This window comes from Gimesia panareensis (assembly GCF_007748155.1).
GTDB lineage: Bacteria > Planctomycetota > Planctomycetia > Planctomycetales > Planctomycetaceae > Gimesia > Gimesia panareensis.
Genome location: NZ_CP037421.1, coordinates 5,567,620 through 5,585,600 on the forward strand (window position 1 = coordinate 5,567,620; position 17,981 = coordinate 5,585,600).

Here is a 17,981-nt window from a genome sequence, read left to right on the forward strand (position 1 = left end):
ATCAGGCGCCCGAAGCAGCTGCTTCACTGAGCGCCTTGGCCTGTGCGGCTGAGGTATCCAGTGAGAGGGTGATGGTGACGGACCAGCGTCCCTGATCGTCGGCCACAAACTCCCAGTGGGGAATGACAACCGAACTCTGATGTACGAGTTCGTAACCCCCTTCAGACTGGCTGATCGTTTCGATGGGGAAGGTCCAGATGCCGGCAGGCGAAGACAGGTCGAGGGCGGCATCCAGCCCCAGCCATTCATCAACCAGACCGATGCGATCGCTCTTCTCCAGGTCCAGTTTGGATTCCAGCTGTCCGAGCTGCTTGCCCAGGTGGTTGTAGTAATACCGATCACTGGCACCAGCGGCCATCCCGGCGAAATTGAACTCGACGCCGAAATGCAGTGGAACGTCCGTCGGAAGCTGCGAAAGTTCATACTGAATGACCAGCGAACCGGCTGCTGACTTGCTCAAGGAGACGGTTTTCGTCACTTCGACTTCATAGGGACCGACGTGTCCCTTGCGGCTCATGCGGACATCGCATTCATCGTCCGTGCGACGGACTGAGCTCAGATAGACGCCTTCCACAAAATCGCCCATTTCTCCTCCGCCACTGACGACGGTGTCCGCATCAACGCCCGGCTGATAGAAGTGATCGATCAGTGACTTGCGCGGGGTGCGATCGTAATGCAGCTTCTGTTCCAGGCCGGGTTGTTTGAAGCGGACGGCATTATGAATCTTGCCGATATCCTCTCCGTTCTGTGCCCCTTGCGCCTGTTCCTGTGCCGCTTTACGGATGATATCGTGATATGGTTCGGGACGCCGACAGAGTGTCGCCAGCAGGTTGTGCTTTGCACCCCGGATATCCAGTTCATACAGGTGGCCGCCATGCGCCGGTGAGAGAAAACTGACCAGACGATGGCTGGCCAGCCGGATTTCCTTGCGGGCATCCAGATTGAAGTCAGCGGCTTCGACTTCCAGCCAGTTGTTGTCCCGGTGTGTAATTTTCTCGAGCAGGGTGTCGGCTGAGATCAGATGCTTGTAGATCGCGTTTCTCAGGTGAGGCAGGTAGAGTCCGCCGAACGCGCCGTGCCAGTAAGGGCAATTACACTGGGCACGGTACAACTCGGTTCGCGCCTCGTGCAGGATCGGCAGATCTTCGGCGTCAACACCTGTCGCTTCCAGACTCTGCAGACGACTGCTGACCAGCAGCATCCGCGAGTACATTTCATTCAGTTCCGAGTATTTCACCCGGAAGTTACGCCAGAAGCCTCCCCGCAAGTACGGCTTGAGCCGATCGAAGCCTTCGACTTCGGAGAACTGTTCCTTGAGGTCCGCCAGTTCCAGCTGTCGTTCGGAAGAGAGCGCCCACTCGTTCATTTCCCGATAACTGGCATCGGGAAGGTAACAGCTGCCCATGGGAGAAACGGTATCGACGGCTTCGCCCAGCGTGGTGACTTTGAGCCAGTCGCTGTTCTGTCTTAACAGATCGAGGAAGCGTTTCAACCAGCCGTCCCGGTAAACGTGATCGTAAGTTCCGGGCCAGGCGCCGAACTTTTCCCCGTCATCCCCAAAGACCACCACCGAGTGGGGATGATGGTCAGCAATTTCTTTCAGGTAGTGAATTGTTTCGACCGGATCGGTAAACGGAATCTGATAGCGCAGGGTTTCATTGTCGGGAAAGATTTTCAGCAGACGACCTTCGTCTTCCGAGAGGTAATAACCGTGCATTTTCTCAGCGCGGACGCCGGCGGCACTGAAATGTGAATCGTCGAGGAGTGTAAACTCCATGCCGGCGTCAACCAGATCGGAAACGAATGACTGTTCCCAGACGCGTTCCGGGACCCACATCCCGCGCACGGGCGTTCCGAACAGTTTTTTGAGGTAGTCGGTATAAGCCACGATCTGGCCGATACGGTCACATTTGGGGATCCCGGCCAGGATCGGTTCGTAAAAGGGGCCGCCCAGAATTTCCACCTGCCCGGACTCTGCCAGTCCACGGACGCGGTCGATATATTCCGGATGGGCCTCCACCAGCCATTCCATCAGGCTGCCTGAGGTATGCAGTGAAAAAGGGATATCCGGGTATTCTGACAAAACATCGAGAAATGGCTGATAGCTATTTTGATAAGATTCTTCAAAAACGCCTTCAAAATTCCCGACTGGCTGATGGTTGTGAATGACTAATACGAGCCGAAGTCGACAGCCCATGGGCCGCATCCTTTCATCTGTGTCGTACACAGAACTATCGATAACGCTGTGAATTAGAACAATGGAATGTATGACACTAGCGGGTCTGCTCCTGCCCCGCTGTCAGCGCTGATTCTGCAGGGTCTGGACAAATCTGACTTATAGTAAAGCCAATCTTTTCCTAATGATAGAGGACTTTTTCCCATAATAAAATCCAAGAGTCCTTAAATTCAGAACTCCCGATCCTGAAATACTGTCGGATGAAGGGCAATTGTTAAAGCAGGTAACTTTTGGCCAGATTTTGTAACACGATCAAACCGGAGACTGCCAGCGGGTTCACTATTTTACCTGGTGGCAATGACGTGTAGACCGGGGCACTCTCAGCGGCTGGAGGTTCAGTCGGCCCCTGTTTCCAGTTGCTTTCGCAACAGGTCGCGCGCCTGTTCGGGGAAGACGGGATTGACGGACATGTTCGTTGCCAGTTCAAAGCCGGCCAGGTGGGCCAGCCGCGGAAAGATCCGCAGAGTCCAGGTATATTCCTCCTCATCTCCCGCCTGCAGGGGAGCGGTCTGAATCACATAGTTCAGATCATGGCTCCCCAGAATCGCTTCCAGTGTCCGTAGCAGACGACGCGACAACGTGGCCAGATCAGTCAGTTCGTCTGCGTTCGATTGATCATAATGAGCATTCCGTGACCGGGGAATCAGCCAGGTCTCGAAAGCAAAGCGGCTGGCATAGGGGCAGATCACATCAAAGTGATCCGTCGAAGTAACCAGCGCGGAATAGCCCGTCGAGGGATCGTGGATGAGCTTCTCGAACAGGGATTCCCCATACTCTTTGTGTTGGCGTTGGACCGCATCCACTTCGTGTTGCAGGGCTTCGGGAATGATCTGGCTGGCCAGCAGCTGCGAATGCGCGTGCCCCAGCGAAGCACCTCCGAGCACTCCCTGATTTTTGAAAATGAGCGCATATCTCAACTGCGGATTCTGTCGATGTACTGCCAGACGTTCACGATAGGCGACAAACATGTTTTGAAAACTGGACAGCTCCAGTCGGGAGATGTGCGTTTCGTAGTGCGGGCATTCCACAATGACTTCATGCACCCCAAACGAATTCAGTTCGGAATCAGGATCAGAAACCGGTGTCAGCGCCGGATACTTGTTATCCACCACCCGCAGGCTCCAGCCGGGACCGTTGGGTTGAGAATCCGAATTCCGAACCGCGTATAACTCGGGCGTGGTATCGTCTTCTTTACCTTCCGCAAACGGATCGGAATCGATGAGTTCCTGGTCGAACTCTTCTCGGGCCGCATTGTCCCTGATGGCCATGGGACGCTTTGCGCGTTCCGGCGCGAAGATCGTGGTTAACCCTGTCAGCGGGTCAGTACGGATAACGGACATGTCAGGCAGTTATTCAAATGGGGACAGAGAGAGCGATTTGATTAACGGCTGTTTTAACGCGAGGCGGAAACCGATTCAGCATTGTTCGCACGAAAACTGAGCGCCTGCTGATAGACCGACAGATAGTTCTGGGCACTGTGTTTCCAGGACCAGTCCCTGGTCATGCCATTCTGCATCAGTTGTGACCAGAGCGGTTGATCGTAGTACATGTCAATCGCACGCCGCATCTGACGATACAGCACGGTGGCGTCAAAGTGCCAGAAGGAAAAGCCGTTGGCAGTCCCGTTTTCCAGATTGTCGCCCGAGGCGTCGACCACTGAGTCCGCCAGTCCTCCCACTTCATGCACAATGGGGACGGTCCCATAAATCAGGCTATACATCTGGTTTAAACCGCAAGGTTCAAATGCACTGGGCATCAGAAAGATATCCAGCCCGGCTTCGATCTGGTGCGCCAGGATTTCATCAAAGCCGATCAGCGTCGACACCTTGTCGGGAAATCGTCGGGCCAGTTCACTGAAGGAAGCTTCGTGATACGGATCTCCCGTTCCCAGAAAGACCATCTGCACGTCGGTGGCCAGCAGGTTCTCTGCCGCATCCAGAATCAGCGAAAACCCTTTCTGATCGGTCATCCGTGAGATCGCCCCCAGGAGGGGCACATCGGGTTTCTGCGGCAGTCCCATCCGTTCCTGCAGGTTGGCTTTACAGAGCGGCTTGCCTTCCTTGACGGTCTGTGCGGAATAATTGGCGGCGATGTGCGGATCGATTTCCGGGTTCCAGTCAGTGGTATCCACGCCGTTGAGAATGCCGACCAGACGGTCAGCGTGCGAATCCAGCACACCGTGCAGACCATAGCCGAACTGCTCGGTCCGGATCTCCTTCGCATAGGTGGGACTGACGGTCGTGATCATCTGGGAGAAGACAATCCCCGTTTTGAGCAGGTTCAACTGCCCAAAGAATTCCATCTGATGGCGGTTGAAGTATTTCCAGTCGATGCCGGTCAACAGCATGTCCCAGTGCCAGTACTGTCCCTGGAAGGCCATGTTGTGAATCGTGTAGACGGCGGCTGTCTTTTCGAAGCCGGGGCGGTCCTGGTATTCAATCTTGAGCAGAGCGGGAATCAAGCCGGTCTGCCAGTCATTGGAATGGATGATATCCGGCTTCAGGTTCAATTTTTCAGTGAACGCCATCACCGCGCGACTGAAGAAGATAAAACGTTCGCAGTTATCCTGATAATCCCGTCCGCCCTCGTGATAGAGCTCCGGCCGGTCGAAATAGCGCGGCTGCTCGACCAGGTAGACGGTCGCATTCGAGCCGGGAAAACCGGTTTTTCTTAAGCTGGCTTCGACTTCCTTGCTGCCTACTGAAATCGTCACTTTTTCCGGACAGCATTCGAATTCATCAAGATTGAGCCCCCGTTTCGCGATCGACTGAGGATAACAGGGCAGAAAGAGGCTGACCTCGTGCCCTGCCTCTGCCAGTGCCTTGGAGAGTGCGGAGGCCACATCGGCCAACCCACCTGTTTTGGCAAAAGGAATCGCTTCGGAACTCGCTACGACGATTTTCATAAATTCCCAATCTGTATGGATTACTTCTCCGGCAGTATGCCTACAATATTCTATACGGTATTATCGGTTGAAAGTCATGGATCTGTAAACTCAAGCCCGGCTGAAAGCAGTCGCAGACAGACAGTTCCCGGCAGGATACTCGTTTTTGACTCGCTGGAGGAACGTTCTCAAGGAGGATTGGGGAAGTCCTCCTCGCTTGAGTTCTGGTTTTACCTGTTTGTTCAGTAAAAATAAAGCCGATCTGCTGCAAAATAATGCATGTGTAATTGCAGATCAATTTCAGATTCAGGATAGTATGATTTCAGACAGTGAAATCAATTTCCTGGAAATCCGTCTGAATTCCAGTACGACATTTTTTTAAAGAGTGGATTAACAGACTTTTCAGAACATCCACAGGTTGTCTCATCAAGTCTTAAGTTCTGACATGAATGATCATTCGATCCTGGAAAATCAGCCCGAAAAGGTAGACCAGCCTCCAGCCACGTCTGCTGAGTCCGAGACCACTGCGCCGGATGCTCCGGCGGCTCCTCCCAAAATCCATCACGATGCGTTCACCTGGGAACTGCCTGCAGAAGAAATCACGCTCCGGATCCGCTGGTTCGGCCTGTGTGTCGGTTATGTGCTGGTCAATTTTGTCGGTAACGATGCCGCGATCCAGGTGCCCCAGCTCAACTGGATCCTGACCCTGGGCGCGATTTATGCCCTGGCAGACACCTGGTTCAGCTTTCGTGGCAGGGTCTTTCTGGGAGAATGGCCGCTGATCATCTCGGTCATGGAAGCCCTGTTTATCGGCCTGCTCTGTCATTACGATACCGGTCTGAACAGTCCCTTCCGTTTTTATTATCTGCTCTCGCTGATTGTCTGCTCGATCCGGCACTCTCCATTAATCGCATACGTCACACTGGCACTGCACCTGCTCAGCTATACCATGCTGCTGTTCCCCCTGCAGAATGCGCCGGCAGACTGGCTCACCCAGGTGCTGCTGATGGTGGTATGGATGGGCTGGGTCGCCTGGGCCAGTATCGCCTTTTCCAGCCTGGTCAAGCGGACGAGTATGGAGCTGACGGCTGCGAACGAACAACTCAAACAGAACCAGGAACTGCTGGAAGACCGGATCGCCAGGCGGACCAGCGATCTGCAGGAATCTCAGGCCCTGTTGATCCAGCAGGAGAAACACGCCGCCTTCGGTCTGCTGGCGGCGGGTATCGCACACGAAGTCGGTAATCCGCTGGCGGGCATCAGTTCGCTGGTGCAGCTGCTGAATCGCCACAACAACGACGAATACACCAACAAACGGCTGGATGAGGTCGACGCACAACTGCGGAGAATTCAACGGATCTTACGGGAGCTGATCGATTTCAGCCGGCCGGCGACGACGGAACGCAACCGCTGCCATATCAATGAAGTGATTACCGAGTCCCTGAATATTTCGAAATATTACAAGCGAAAAAAAGGGAAGAAAATCATCACCCGCTTTGCTGAGAACCTGCCAGTGGTTCAGCTGGTCCGCGACCAGCTGGTGCAGGTCTTCCTGAATCTGATCCTGAATGCGATGGATGCGACTGAAGAAGGTGAGTCGATCGAGATTACCACAGAAGCACGGGAGGGGCAGATTTTAATCTCCGTGCATGACAATGGTGAAGGGATCAAGGCAGAGGACAAAGAAAAACTGTTTCAACCCTATTTCACTACGAAAGCAAAGGGAACCGGGCTGGGGCTGTTTGTCTGTCGCAATATTCTGGAACACTCCAACACCGGTACCATCGAAATTGATGATACCGTCAGCACAGGCGCCAAATTTGTGGTCTCGCTGTACTGCGATGAAGTGAAAGATCTGGGTGAGATTCCTCCGGGACCGGCCCAGGAAATCAAATTTGTAACAACCTGATGTTAGAAAACAGGATCAACTCCGACGTGCAACTTAATAAATCGATTTTGATTGTCGAAGACGAAGAAGTCATCCGCAGCTCACTGGCCGAATTTCTCACCAGCGAAGGCTATGAGACCATGCAGGCATCGACCGTAGCCAAAGCACTGGAACTCGCCCGGGACCGGGATTTCAATGTCGCGATCTGCGATGTGCAGCTGCCGGATGGTGACGGAATTGAACTACTCAGACGGCTGCAGAATATTAAGCCGAGTATTTTCGTGCTGATTATTACCGCTTACGCCACCGTCGAAAATACAATCTCTGCCTTCAAAGCGGGGGCGTTTGACTATCTGGTGAAACCGGTCATCTTTGACGACCTGTCTCACAAACTCAACCGCCTGTTCGAATACCAGAAGATCTTCTACGAAAATCAGATTCTCAGACGGGAACTGGCCCGCAGCCCCGGCATCGAAGAGATCGTCGGCAGCAGCAAAGCACTACAGAAACTGCAGAGCACGATCCGCAAGATCGCGGCTACGAACTCGAATGTGCTCCTCTCCGGTGAATCGGGAACCGGTAAAGAACTCTTCGCCCGCTCGATTCACTCCAACGGCCCCAAGCGTGAGCAACGCTTCCTGGCCGTCAATTGTGGCATGCGGCCGATTGAACTGCTTGAGTCACAGCTGTTCGGATCAGCCGCCAGTTCGCTGCAATATCCACAGGCAGAGCAGACGGGCGTCTTTAAAAATGCCGATGGCGGAACCGTTTATCTGGACGAAATTTCCCAACTGCCACTCGGTACCCAGGGCAAACTGCTGCGTGCCATCGAGTACGGCGAAATCCTGCCTCTGGGCAGTGCGGAGCCGGTGAAAGTCGACGTGCGGTTGATCGCCTCGACCACCCAGGATCTGGCCGAAATGGTAAAAACCGGCGAATTCGAGCAGGACCTGTTCTACCGGCTGGATGGCATGAAAATCCACATCCCCGCCCTGCGGGAACGGGTCGACGACATTCCCGAACTGGTGGAATATTTCATTGCCAAACATTCACACAAAATGGGGAAACGCGTGACCGGTGCCACAAGTGAAACCATTCGTGCGCTGATGTCGGCGGAATGGAAAGGGAATGTCCGCCAACTGGATAACGCCATCGAACGAGCGGTGATGATGTGCGACGACACCCTGATCTGTCTGAATGACCTGCCCCCGGAACTCCATCAGAACGAGCCTCCGCTGCCAGACGTTGACGATCTGCGGCTGGCTCTCCGGCACTACGAGCGGATGCATATCACCCGCGTTCTGAAAGACAGTACCGACAAACGGGAAGCGGCTAAACGGCTCAAACTGGGTCTGTCGAGCCTGTATCGTAAGATTGAAGAACTCGATATCGAACTGGACTGACCAGCGGATCAATCAGCTGGTGACTTCCGTCCTGGCGGGCTTTTCCACAGGTGTTTCTGTCTTTTGAGCAGGATTCTGGAAGTATTCCTGGTAGCCTTCACTGTCAATATAATCATAGCCGGCCAGCGAGTTTGTGATCACATTATTGGCGATCAGTCCGGTAATCCGGATCCCATTGGTCTGGATAATCTGCTGCACCTTGCGAATTATGCCGCGTCGATTTTTGTCAATGCGGACGACCAGCAGAACGCCATCGACAATCGAAGCAATGACTGACGGATCGCTGACGACGACCAGTGGCGGCGTATCAATGAGCACGTAATCGTAGTCGTTGCGCAGCTGATTGACGGTCTCGGCAAAGCGCCGCGATACCAGCATTTCCGAAGGATTTTCCGGCAGCATGCCCGCGGTCAAAATCGACAGATTGCTGATGCGGGTCTCACGGATTGAAGTCTGGGCATCAATTTCCTGGGCCAGTACATCTCCCAATCCAACCGCGTTATTGATCCCGAACAGTTTGTGCACCGTCGGACGACGCAGGTCGGCATCGATAATCAGTACTTTACGGCCTGTCTGGGCAATCGCCATCGCCAGGTTGGAAACTGAGGTCGTCTTACCGTCACCGGGTTCCGCGCTGGTGACCTGCAACACCTTGGCGCCGCTGCGATCGGTTTTCAACAGCAATGAGGTGCGCAGAGAACGGTAAGCCTCCGCTTCCCGGGAGGCGGGGCGATAGTAATACCAGAGCGCCGAGTCGAACTGACTCTCATCCACATGCGCGGGGGTTTCTGTAAATTGCGGGACTTCTCCCAGCATCGGCAAATGCAGCTGATTGCGAATCTCATCGACTGTCTTGATGGTCGTATCCCGCATTTCCCGGAAGTAGGAAAGTGCCAGAACCAGTCCCAGACCGGCTGCGCCCCCTGCCATCAGAAATTTCAACTGTCGCTTGATGACCAGTTCATCTTTCACCGGTGAGAGCTGGGTCATGGTATAACCGCTGTTCCCCTTGGCCACTTTTTCGAGCAGCAGCTGTTTAAAAATGCTCTCCCGTTGTGATTTCAGCTGGGCGATCTCTTCATTGTAGGCCTGGTCCACCACCTGGTAGTTGCCCACTTTCTTCGCCAGTTCAGTTTCCTGGTTAAACAGTCGGGTCAGCTCGGTTTCCCGGTTCTCCAGCTCTTTCAGCTGCTGTTCCATCGACTTCAGATAGATATTGACGAAGTCGACATCTTTCATTTTGGAGACCTGAAACTCCCCTGACTCCAGATTATCCGCTGAGATTTCAAGTCCCTGCCGACGGTAGAGGTTCACAATGGTTTCAATACTGCGATTGACGGCGTCCAGATCCGGATGATTCTTTTTGAAATCCCGTTCCAGGCGATTCTTCTGAATCAACAGCGGCATCAGGTGCGTTTCAAGTGCGGCGCGGGCCCGTTCCACCTGTGTGTTTCCCGGTGCGAGCGCCTGTGTTTCCACGCCACCCGCTGCTGCGCCCGCCTGTCCGCGTGCCTGTCCCATCAGAAACTGCTGCGCGAGCAGTTCCAGAGTCTCTTTGGACTCCCCGCTGGCGATGGCCGCTTTGAGTGTGTTAATTTTTGATTTGAGTTCGGTCAGCTTGAGCAGGTTCTGGCGGCGTTCATTGTCGATTGCCTTGACGCGTTCCTGGTGCATATTCGTGCTGCCCGCGACAGCGGCTTCAGAACCGGGAGTACTTTCCCAGTAGAGAGGTGCGTCTTTGCGAAACTCGGTGTATTCTTTTTTCTTCCGTTCCAACTCTGCAAGCAGCGACTTGTTGGCCTTATTCAACTGCTGAATGATTTCACCGGTATTCTGGTCGCGAACTTCATCCAGATAGTGCTGATAGGCATCCACGATGGCCTGCATGATCACTTTGGCATCGTGGGAGTTTGGGTTCTCATAGGTCAGATTGAGAATATTCAGATAGGTGCGGTCGGTCCCGGAAAGACGCTTCACTTTGAGTGAATCGATGATTTCCTGGGCCGGATCCTTTTCTCCTTCCAGTGTCGGCAGTTCCGTCAGATGGGCGGCTTTGACGGCCTGCCCTACAATGCGGGGGCTTTTGATCACATCGATGTGAGCCGTCAGTTCCCCAAAAGTCTGAACTTCACCTTCTTTGATGGGAACCGGATTTTTCTGCGAAACCTGAATTTTGGTTGTGGCCGAGAAAATCGGCCCCAGCTTCATATAGGCCGCCTGTCCCAGCAGCAGTCCGGCTATCAGGCCTCCGACGATCAGGTATTTATTTCTGAACAGCAGCCGTACGATATCCACTCCCGGACCGGAAGAATTCATGTTTGATTCTTCCATGCCATCGAAGTCCAAATCGGAATGAGGGTCCAGAGGCTGAAATTCAGTGTTCACAACAGGGGTCCTGATCTAGTGAGGCGCATACTTCCTGAGAGTTTTTTCAGCAGCGATCGCTGAGTGCAATGGTGATACCGAGCTGCTTAACAACCGCCCAGGCATTTGTTCGAGTCCGCACCGACGTACTCTGCATACCATTCGATGGTCCTGCGCAGACCTTCTTTGATATCGACGACCGGTTCGTAACCCAGGTCCCGCTGTGCCGCGGAGATATCGGCCCACGAATGTTTGACATCGCCGGTACGGGGCGGCTGGAAATCGGGATCGTACGGTTTATCCAGTTGCTCGCAGATAAACTTCAACAGATCGATCAGATTCAATGAGCTGCCACAGGCCACGTTGTAGACATTCCCGGAGACAACGTCAGCATCAGCCTGCGAGGCCAGAATGTTGGCCTGCACGACATTATCTACGAAAGTAAAATCCCGTGACTGCAGTCCATCGCCGAAGATCAACGGCCGTTTCCCTTCGAGCAGTGCGGAGGCAAACAGGGGAATCACAGCCGAGTAAGGACTGTTGGGATCCTGGCGCGGCCCAAAGACGTTGAAATAACGGATCCGCACGGTTTCCAGGTCATAGGAATTGGCGAAGGCCTGGCAGTACAGTTCGCCTGCCAGCTTGGCGGCCGCGTAGGGGGAAAGCACTTCGGGAGTCTGCCCTTCATGCTTGGGCATCTGTTTCTGGTTGCCATAGGCACTGCTGGAACCGGCATACACAACGCGCTGAACTCCCAGACGACGAGCGGCATCGAGGACATGAATCGTCCCGGTGACGCAGGCTTCGTGTGTGTCCAGTGGATGGTCAACACTGCGGGGTACAGATGCGAGTGCTGCCTGATGGAAAATAATATCGACGTCTTTGACAGCCTGTTCGACGGCAGACAGGTCGCGGAGATCTCCCTCAACGAATTCGACCTGCTCTTTGATATGCGCGAGGTTCTTCAATGCTCCTGTGCTGAGATTGTCAAATACGCGGACCCGGTGTCCGTCGTTGATCAATCGCGTGGCCAGATGAGATCCAATGAAGCCTGCACCGCCGGTTACTAAATAATTTGTCACAATTCTGTTCCTGCAAAGATCATAGTTCGTCGGGCCAGAACAATACAGCCAGCAGACGCCCAAGTCTGTCTCTATGAACGGCCCATAGTTTGTACTTTCAATGTAGCATCCGTTTGCCGGGGATCTGGCCTGAAATTCAGACGTTTCCTCTTAATCATTATCGAACATCTTTCGCCGGATATCCTTATCCGTATTATACGCAGTCATTTCCCATATAACCAAAATAATGAGTCTCAGAAGACGAACAGTGCAGTGCGCATCAGAGCATCTGCCGGGACGGACATCGAGAAAAATCGCTTTAACCGCTACGTAAAAGGGACGTTGTAGCAATCCTCGCTATTTTGAGGATTGTGCAGCAGCGAACAGGGATTTCAGGTGTGAACTGACCGGAAACTTAATTCACACCGGGACCGAAGGGGGAAAAGCGGGCGATCATGATTCCTGCTGCGACAGACGCATTCAGCGAATCGACGAGTCCAGCCGGCGTCAGTCGGCAGACGACATCGCATTGTTCGAGGGTGAGCCTTCTGAGCCCCTTCTCTTCGTTCCCGATGACCACCATCCAGGGACGGTCCTGACTGTAGGTCGCTACGTCTTCCTCGGCGTGTTCTGAGGTTCCCATAATCCAGACGCCAGACTGTTTGGCTTCCGTAATCGCACGACTCAGATTGGTTTCGACAGCGAAGGGCACCGCTTCCATTCCCCCCGAGGCAACATCGTAAACGGTTGCGTTCAGGGGAGCCGAGCGGTCCTTAGTCAGCACGATGCCGCGGACGCCGAAAAAAGCAGCCGTACGAAAGATCGCACCGATGTTATGCGGATCCTGAATGCAGTCCAGGGCCAGCCAGAGCCCCCGCGGCTCGGAGCCTTCGTGCTCCAGCGTGAACAGTTCCGTGAGGGAAGAGGGATTGCGGGGCTTCACGAGTGCCACCGAACCTGTCGTGCGGCGTCCCTGATCTTCGGACTGCCTGCGTTTCATTTTCTGCGGTGGGGCTTTGCGGAAGACCACTGGAATTCCGTGACCGCGGGCTTCGTCGGCGACATCGCCCCAGTTTCCCTGTGCGGCACCGGCAGACAGACGGATTTCGGTCACGTCAATCGGACGGGTTTTCAAAGCAGCCAGCACACTATGGGGGTTTTTCAGCTCGAGAGCCACGAACACAATTCCTGAGACAGCGTAAAGAATCAAACAGGCGGCAGAAGAGCACCGACCCACAGGCAAAGAGTAGGCACTCTGATCAGCAGATTCAAGGAGTGCGGGTCTCAGAATGCTTGTTCTCAGCGAGTTTTTCCTGAGCATACTCCACCAGGTCGGACGATTTGATGCGATTCATGCCGACCGCGGTGTCGTTCAGATCGGAGAGCAGATTATCAGCATCTACGCTCATGCGAACCGGCAGGCGGACGGTAAACTGGCTGCCTCTGCCGAATTCGCTTTCCAGAAATACCTCGCCATCGAGCAGCTTTGACAGTTCCCGAATGATCGACAGCCCCAGCCCGGTCCCTTCATAGGACCGGCTCATCGCATCCCGGGTTTCCGAATTCGATTTCCCCTGCCGGAATTTCTCGAAGATATGTTCCTGTTCATCCAGCGGTATCCCGATCCCGTTGTCCCGCACCAGCAGATCCATCATGTCAGCGTTATCTTTGCAGAGTGTCGCTGAGACATGGACGCGTCCCCCCTCTGGCGTAAACTTAATGGCATTCGAAAGCAGGTTGTTCAGAATCTGCTGAATTTTGACGGAATCCTGAAACAGAATCGGGATCTTGGGATCGATTTCTGAGGTGAGTTCGATGTTCTTCTTGTCCGCCAGCGGCAGCATGGTTCCCACACGACGTTCGATGAGATCCGCGATGGAAATCTCCGAAAGTTGCAGTTCCATTTTACCGCTCTCAATTTTGGCCAGGTCCAATACATCGTTGATCTGTGCCAGCAGGTTTTTCCCCGACATCTGAATGTTAGCAACGTAGCGTTTCTGCTTTTCACCCAGGTCTTTCGAATTCGCGAGCAGATCACTGAAGCCGAGAATACTGTTCAGCGGCGTGCGGAGTTCGTGGCTCATGGTTGCCAGAAACTCGTCTTTCAGCTTGTTCATTTCGTACAGTCTGAGGTTCACCTGGGCCAGCTCGTCGACTTTCGTATCGAGGTCGGTGTTGACGGTCCGCAGTTCTTCCTGCACGGTCACCAGGTGACGCAGCATGCGGTTAAATGCGTAGCTCAGCTCTTCAAATTCATCTCCGGTGCGGATATCAGCCCGCAGATCGAGATTGCCGTGCGCAATTTCATCACTGACGTCTTTGAGGTGCAGCACCGGTTTGACGATCACGTACCGCACAATCGCATAAGCGGCCAGCATCGCCAGGACCGCGGTGATCAGGGCCGAGGCCACGTTGATCGCCCGGTTCCAGTTCTGGGCCTGTTCTACTTTCTGAGAAGGGAAGCGTATATTCACGATGCCGATCAGACCGCCCAGTTCGAGGTCCGGATCGTCGTGCAGGCGGTGACAGGAGACACAGGATTCGGTCGCATGAATGGCACTGTAATACTGAAACTTTCCCTCGGTCTCGTCCTGGTAGAAAATTTCGGTTTCGCCCTGTTTGATACGCTCCAGGGCCTCATAGCCGGCACTGTCGATCGGACGCTCTTTGGAATCGGCGTTAGAGGGATTTGCTTTGAATACCGACCAGCTGTAATTGCCCAGGTCTTTGGACTTCACTGACTGGGCAATCTTTTCGATCAGTTCCCGATACTCTTTATTGTTCTCGGACCACTTCCAGTGCTTTTCCAGGATGATGGGAGCGACCAGCAGGCGTGCGGAAGTCACGTTCTGCTCGTCGAGCACCTGGTTGTTCATCCAGGTATTCAGAGAGAAACTGGCCGTAATCAGGACCATCAACCCCCCGCCGAACAGGAAGCGGCACTTCCGTTCAAGGTTGGTTTCTCCGAGCAGTTTTTTAAAGACGCGATATGACATGGACTTCCAGCGGCTAACGAATCAGGATCAGACCAAGGCCCCGAGCCCGAGCTTCCTCTGATCTTATTCCAAAAATACGGAGTGAGAAAAGCACGATTCGCATATTCTGCAGCCAATTCACTGAAATAACCGGGAATTCTTCAGAGACTGTTTTTAACCTGGCAGCAGGGACAATAGAAAGTCGAACGCTGCGCCTGGACAATCCGCACGATTTCTGCCCCCTGGCAAGTCTGACAATGCTCCCCTGCCCGGCTGTAGACGCGATGATGATTCTGGTACCCCCCTGACTTATTCAAAGCATTCCGATAAGTGCCATCACCCAGGGTCGAACCTTCATAGCGAATTGCCGCTTTGAGGATCTTACGCGTCGCCTGATGCAGGGCTTTGAGTTCCGCTTGCGATAACTCATTGGCGGGCCGTTCCGGGTGAATCCGGCTCAGGTGCAAAATTTCACTGGCATACAGGTTACCAATCCCGGCCACCAGTTTCTGGTCGAGTAAGGCCACTTTGATGGCCCGACTGGTCCGGTGACAACGCTGTTCCAGATCTTTTAAAGTCAGCGTCAGCGCATCCGGACCGAGTTTCTGCGGCCCCAGAACCAAATCAAGTTCCGATTTTTTTAAAAGCTGAACGGTCCCCAGACCACGGCGGTCCCAGAACCAGAGTGAGGTCCGAGTGCGTCCCTTCTGCAGTTGCCATTCCAGTCGCAGGTGTTCCCGGTCCGGCGGGTCAGACAGCAACATCAGTCCAGTCATCCGCGGTTCAATCACAAAGGAATGCTCATTGTCCAAGTCCAGGATCACCCGCTTGGCCAGCCGGCGGGCGGAAATGACGGTTCTATTTAAAACCTTTTTCTGTATGGACTTGAAGCCTGGTTTCATGGAGATGGGCTTGCAGGCACAACGACATTTCTGGAATTCGCGGATCTGTGAACCCACGACGGCCTCACGAATTCCTCTCACCATGGTTTCCACTTCCGGCAGCTCTGGCACGATTTTACTCTCTCTAGCGATGGTATCAGTTCTACGATGTCAGCGATTTTGAACGAAGTGTTTCTATTCTACTACCTGTAACTGTTCTTTCGATGTCAGCGCTCAGCTGAAATAGGAAGAGCAAGAAATTTAAGATTACGCTTGACGTTGGGCCAAAGTTGGACGATCCTAGATCATAAAGTCCATAGATTCCCTATCTTGCAGATCGTGTACACACGGTCCGCAAGTCGAACCGTCAAATATCAGTGCCAATCGGAGAGCGTCCATGCGCCCTAAAAACCCTCGAGTCGGCTCCAGTGTTGTTTCAGTTCTGGCAACCATCGCCTGTCTATCAATCGTCCTGGCCGTCACCTATTTCCTGGTGAACCGCAAACCGCAAGTGACTGTGGAGAAAGCCGAGGAGCAGATTCAGGCTCCTGAGGAAGCTCCACTGGTCATGGAAGCGCAGCAGGAAGAAGTGGCAGTGGTTCCGGAAGTCACTCCTGAACCGGTTCAGGAAGCACCACGAGCCACTCCCGAAGAACTGGTCGCAGCGCAACTTTCAGCAGGTGAATTTGGCCAGGCCATCGAAACCGCTGAAACGGTCGCCGATCTGCATCAACGAACACTGCTGCTGAAAATGGTCGTCAAAGCCCAGATGGACTCCGGTGATTTTGTCGCCGCCCTGGGAACCATCAACCGTATTCCACTGGCGGAAGCTCGCACCCAGGCCATGAATGAGCGTACTCAGGCCATGTCGATGGCCGGGGGTTCACAGCTGGCGAACTTCACCCAGCTGATTCAGCTGATTCAGACTCAGACTTCAGGTCTCTGGTCAGACACCGGGGAAGGTGACGGGGAAATCAGCCAGTTCTCAAGTGGGGTGCGAGTCGATCCGAATGGACTGCTCCATCAGCTGAGTCGTCAGGAACAGAACGGTCAACTGGCTGCACTGGAACTGAAAGCCCGCCAGGCCAACCTGAATCAGAACGTCTCTCAGAACAGCCAGCTGCGTCTGGTCTCTCTGACCCGTCTTGAAAAACAGGTCGAGCAGCTGATCGAAGAAGGACGTTCACCCGTTGAAACCATGAAGATGCTGGCCGGCCTGACCAAGGTGGAATACATCTTCGTATATCCAGAAGAGAATGAAATCGTCATCGCCGGTCCTGCAGAGGCGTGGATCTACAACGATCAGGGTCTGGCAGTCGGTGTAGAAAGCGGTCGCCCTGTGCTGCAACTGGACGACCTTGTCACGGTCTTACGAACGTTCTCTGATCGCGGAGAAAAGATCTTCGGTTGTTCTTTTGACCCTCGTCCAGAAGGTCTGGCGCGTCTGAAAGAATTTGTTGCCCAGTCGAATGCCCGCGGACCTCTGCGAGCTGGTGCCGGTGTCCGCAACTGGACCCGTCAGCTGAAAGAAAAGCTGGGCGTCCAGGACATCACTCAGTACGGTGTGCCTGACACCTCACGTGTGGCCCGTGTTCTGATTGAAGCCGACTACCGGATGAAACTGATCGGAATCGGAAAACTGGATGCCGGCGAAAACATCCCCAGCTACTTTGAACTGCTGGCTAAAGAAAACTCACAGTCGGCTCAGAATCTGGAAGCACTCCGCTGGTGGCTGACGATGAAGTACGATTCCGTACTCCACAACCCACAGCGTACCGCCTTCCAGCTGGTCGGTTCTTCGGTATTGTGTCAGTCTGAAAACCAGATCGTAACCAAAGATGGTCAACGGCTGCAGACCGGTCAGGCTGAAAAGCTGAACCGGGAATTTGCTGCCAACTTCACAGAGCATTACCAGGAACTGGCTCACCAGGATCTGGTTTACGCCGACCTGCAGAACATTTTCGACCTGGCCCTGGTGGCAGCCCTGATGCAGAACGAGCAGCTGGCCAACCGTGCGGGCTGGGAAATGAACGCTTTTGCTGCCAACGGCATGTATCATCCCGCTGAATATGAAGCCGCTCACACGGTGGAAACCGTCGTGAACCATCGGGTTTACAACGGCAAAGACGTTGTAGTCCAGGTTGCCGGTGGTGTTCGCGTCGATACGGCTTCGGTGGTCAAGAATCAGAATAATCTGAAAGTCTCGCCCGAAGTGGGAGCCGTTTCTACGAAATCACAGGCACCAGCCCTGCCCGTCGGTCGCTGGTGGTGGGATCTGGCTAACTGAGA

Annotated in this window: 11 protein-coding genes; 3 read left to right on the forward strand and 8 right to left on the reverse strand. The window is 53.9% G+C overall.

The genetic code is table 11. From position 1 onward, the window contains the following. Position 1: 1 nt before the first annotated feature. The 3 genes from Enr10x_RS20870 to glgA all read right to left on the reverse strand — a co-directional run bounded on the left by Enr10x_RS20870 (position 2) and on the right by glgA (position 5,141). On the reverse strand, positions 2-2,197 hold the full coding sequence (locus Enr10x_RS20870) for an alpha-amylase/4-alpha-glucanotransferase domain-containing protein (protein WP_145451255.1): 2,196 nt from the start codon (positions 2,195-2,197) through the stop codon (positions 2-4). Between the two features lie 374 nt (positions 2,198-2,571). Beyond that, entirely contained in the window at positions 2,572-3,576 is a 1,005-nt protein-coding gene (locus Enr10x_RS20875; protein ID WP_145451256.1) for a galactose-1-phosphate uridylyltransferase, read from the reverse strand. A 53-nt stretch (positions 3,577-3,629) separates the two neighbouring features. Continuing rightward, positions 3,630-5,141 carry a glycogen synthase GlgA gene (gene glgA / locus Enr10x_RS20880; RefSeq protein WP_145451257.1) on the reverse strand — a complete coding sequence of 504 codons (1,512 nt, stop codon included), beginning with the start codon at positions 5,139-5,141 and terminating at the stop codon, positions 3,630-3,632. Between the two features lie 424 nt (positions 5,142-5,565). On the opposite strand from glgA, the gene Enr10x_RS20885 reads away from it, so the two are divergent. Together Enr10x_RS20885 and Enr10x_RS20890 are read left to right on the forward strand one after the other, a co-directional pair. Further along, positions 5,566-7,029 (forward strand): sensor histidine kinase, encoded by a 1,464-nt coding sequence (locus Enr10x_RS20885; protein WP_145451258.1) that lies wholly within the window; start codon positions 5,566-5,568, stop codon positions 7,027-7,029. Between the two features lie 26 nt (positions 7,030-7,055). Beyond that, the gene (locus Enr10x_RS20890) at positions 7,056-8,411 is read left to right on the forward strand and encodes a sigma-54-dependent transcriptional regulator (protein WP_232093081.1); all 1,356 of its coding nucleotides are present in this window, start codon (positions 7,056-7,058) and stop codon (positions 8,409-8,411) included. Between the two features lie 12 nt (positions 8,412-8,423). On the opposite strand, the gene Enr10x_RS20895 is transcribed toward Enr10x_RS20890, so the two are convergent. The 5 genes from Enr10x_RS20895 to mutM all read right to left on the reverse strand — a co-directional run bounded on the left by Enr10x_RS20895 (position 8,424) and on the right by mutM (position 15,824). Beyond that, positions 8,424-10,727: a polysaccharide biosynthesis tyrosine autokinase gene (locus Enr10x_RS20895; protein ID WP_197997313.1), complete on the reverse strand. Its 2,304-nt coding sequence runs from the start codon at positions 10,725-10,727 to the stop codon at positions 8,424-8,426. A 155-nt stretch (positions 10,728-10,882) separates the two neighbouring features. Beyond that, the gene (locus Enr10x_RS20900) at positions 10,883-11,857 is read right to left on the reverse strand and encodes an SDR family oxidoreductase (protein ID WP_145451261.1); all 975 of its coding nucleotides are present in this window, start codon (positions 11,855-11,857) and stop codon (positions 10,883-10,885) included. A gap of 394 nt (positions 11,858-12,251) precedes the next feature. Next, a complete protein-coding gene (gene rlmB / locus Enr10x_RS20905; protein WP_145451262.1) occupies positions 12,252-13,013 on the reverse strand; it encodes a 23S rRNA (guanosine(2251)-2'-O)-methyltransferase RlmB in 762 nt (253 codons plus the stop codon). Positions 13,014-13,104: 91 nt separating this feature from the next. After that, on the reverse strand, positions 13,105-14,832 hold the full coding sequence (locus Enr10x_RS20910; protein ID WP_145451263.1) for an ATP-binding protein: 1,728 nt from the start codon (positions 14,830-14,832) through the stop codon (positions 13,105-13,107). Between the two features lie 140 nt (positions 14,833-14,972). Then, entirely contained in the window at positions 14,973-15,824 is an 852-nt protein-coding gene (mutM, locus tag Enr10x_RS20915) for a DNA-formamidopyrimidine glycosylase (protein ID WP_145451264.1), read from the reverse strand. 265 nt (positions 15,825-16,089) lie between these two features. Between mutM and Enr10x_RS20920 the strand changes: the two genes are divergently transcribed. Further along, complete coding sequence (locus Enr10x_RS20920) at positions 16,090-17,979, forward strand: DUF1598 domain-containing protein (RefSeq protein WP_145451265.1); 1,890 nt, start codon at positions 16,090-16,092, stop codon at positions 17,977-17,979. Positions 17,980-17,981 lie beyond the last annotated feature (2 nt).

What these genes read in the sequence shown, in the direction of transcription:
- Enr10x_RS20910 (WP_145451263.1), bottom strand. Translation starts at nt 14,832, where the DNA reads ATGTCATATCGCGTCTTTAAAAAACTGCTCGGAGAAACCAACCTTGAA.
- glgA (WP_145451257.1), bottom strand. Translation starts at nt 5,141, where the DNA reads ATGAAAATCGTCGTAGCGAGTTCCGAAGCGATTCCTTTTGCCAAAACA.
- Enr10x_RS20920 (WP_145451265.1), top strand. Translation starts at nt 16,090, where the DNA reads ATGCGCCCTAAAAACCCTCGAGTCGGCTCCAGTGTTGTTTCAGTTCTG.
- Enr10x_RS20875 (WP_145451256.1), bottom strand. Translation starts at nt 3,576, where the DNA reads ATGTCCGTTATCCGTACTGACCCGCTGACAGGGTTAACCACGATCTTC.
- Enr10x_RS20870 (WP_145451255.1), bottom strand. Translation starts at nt 2,197, where the DNA reads ATGGGCTGTCGACTTCGGCTCGTATTAGTCATTCACAACCATCAGCCA.
- Enr10x_RS20885 (WP_145451258.1), top strand. Translation starts at nt 5,566, where the DNA reads ATGAATGATCATTCGATCCTGGAAAATCAGCCCGAAAAGGTAGACCAG.
- Enr10x_RS20895 (WP_197997313.1), bottom strand. Translation starts at nt 10,727, where the DNA reads ATGAATTCTTCCGGTCCGGGAGTGGATATCGTACGGCTGCTGTTCAGA.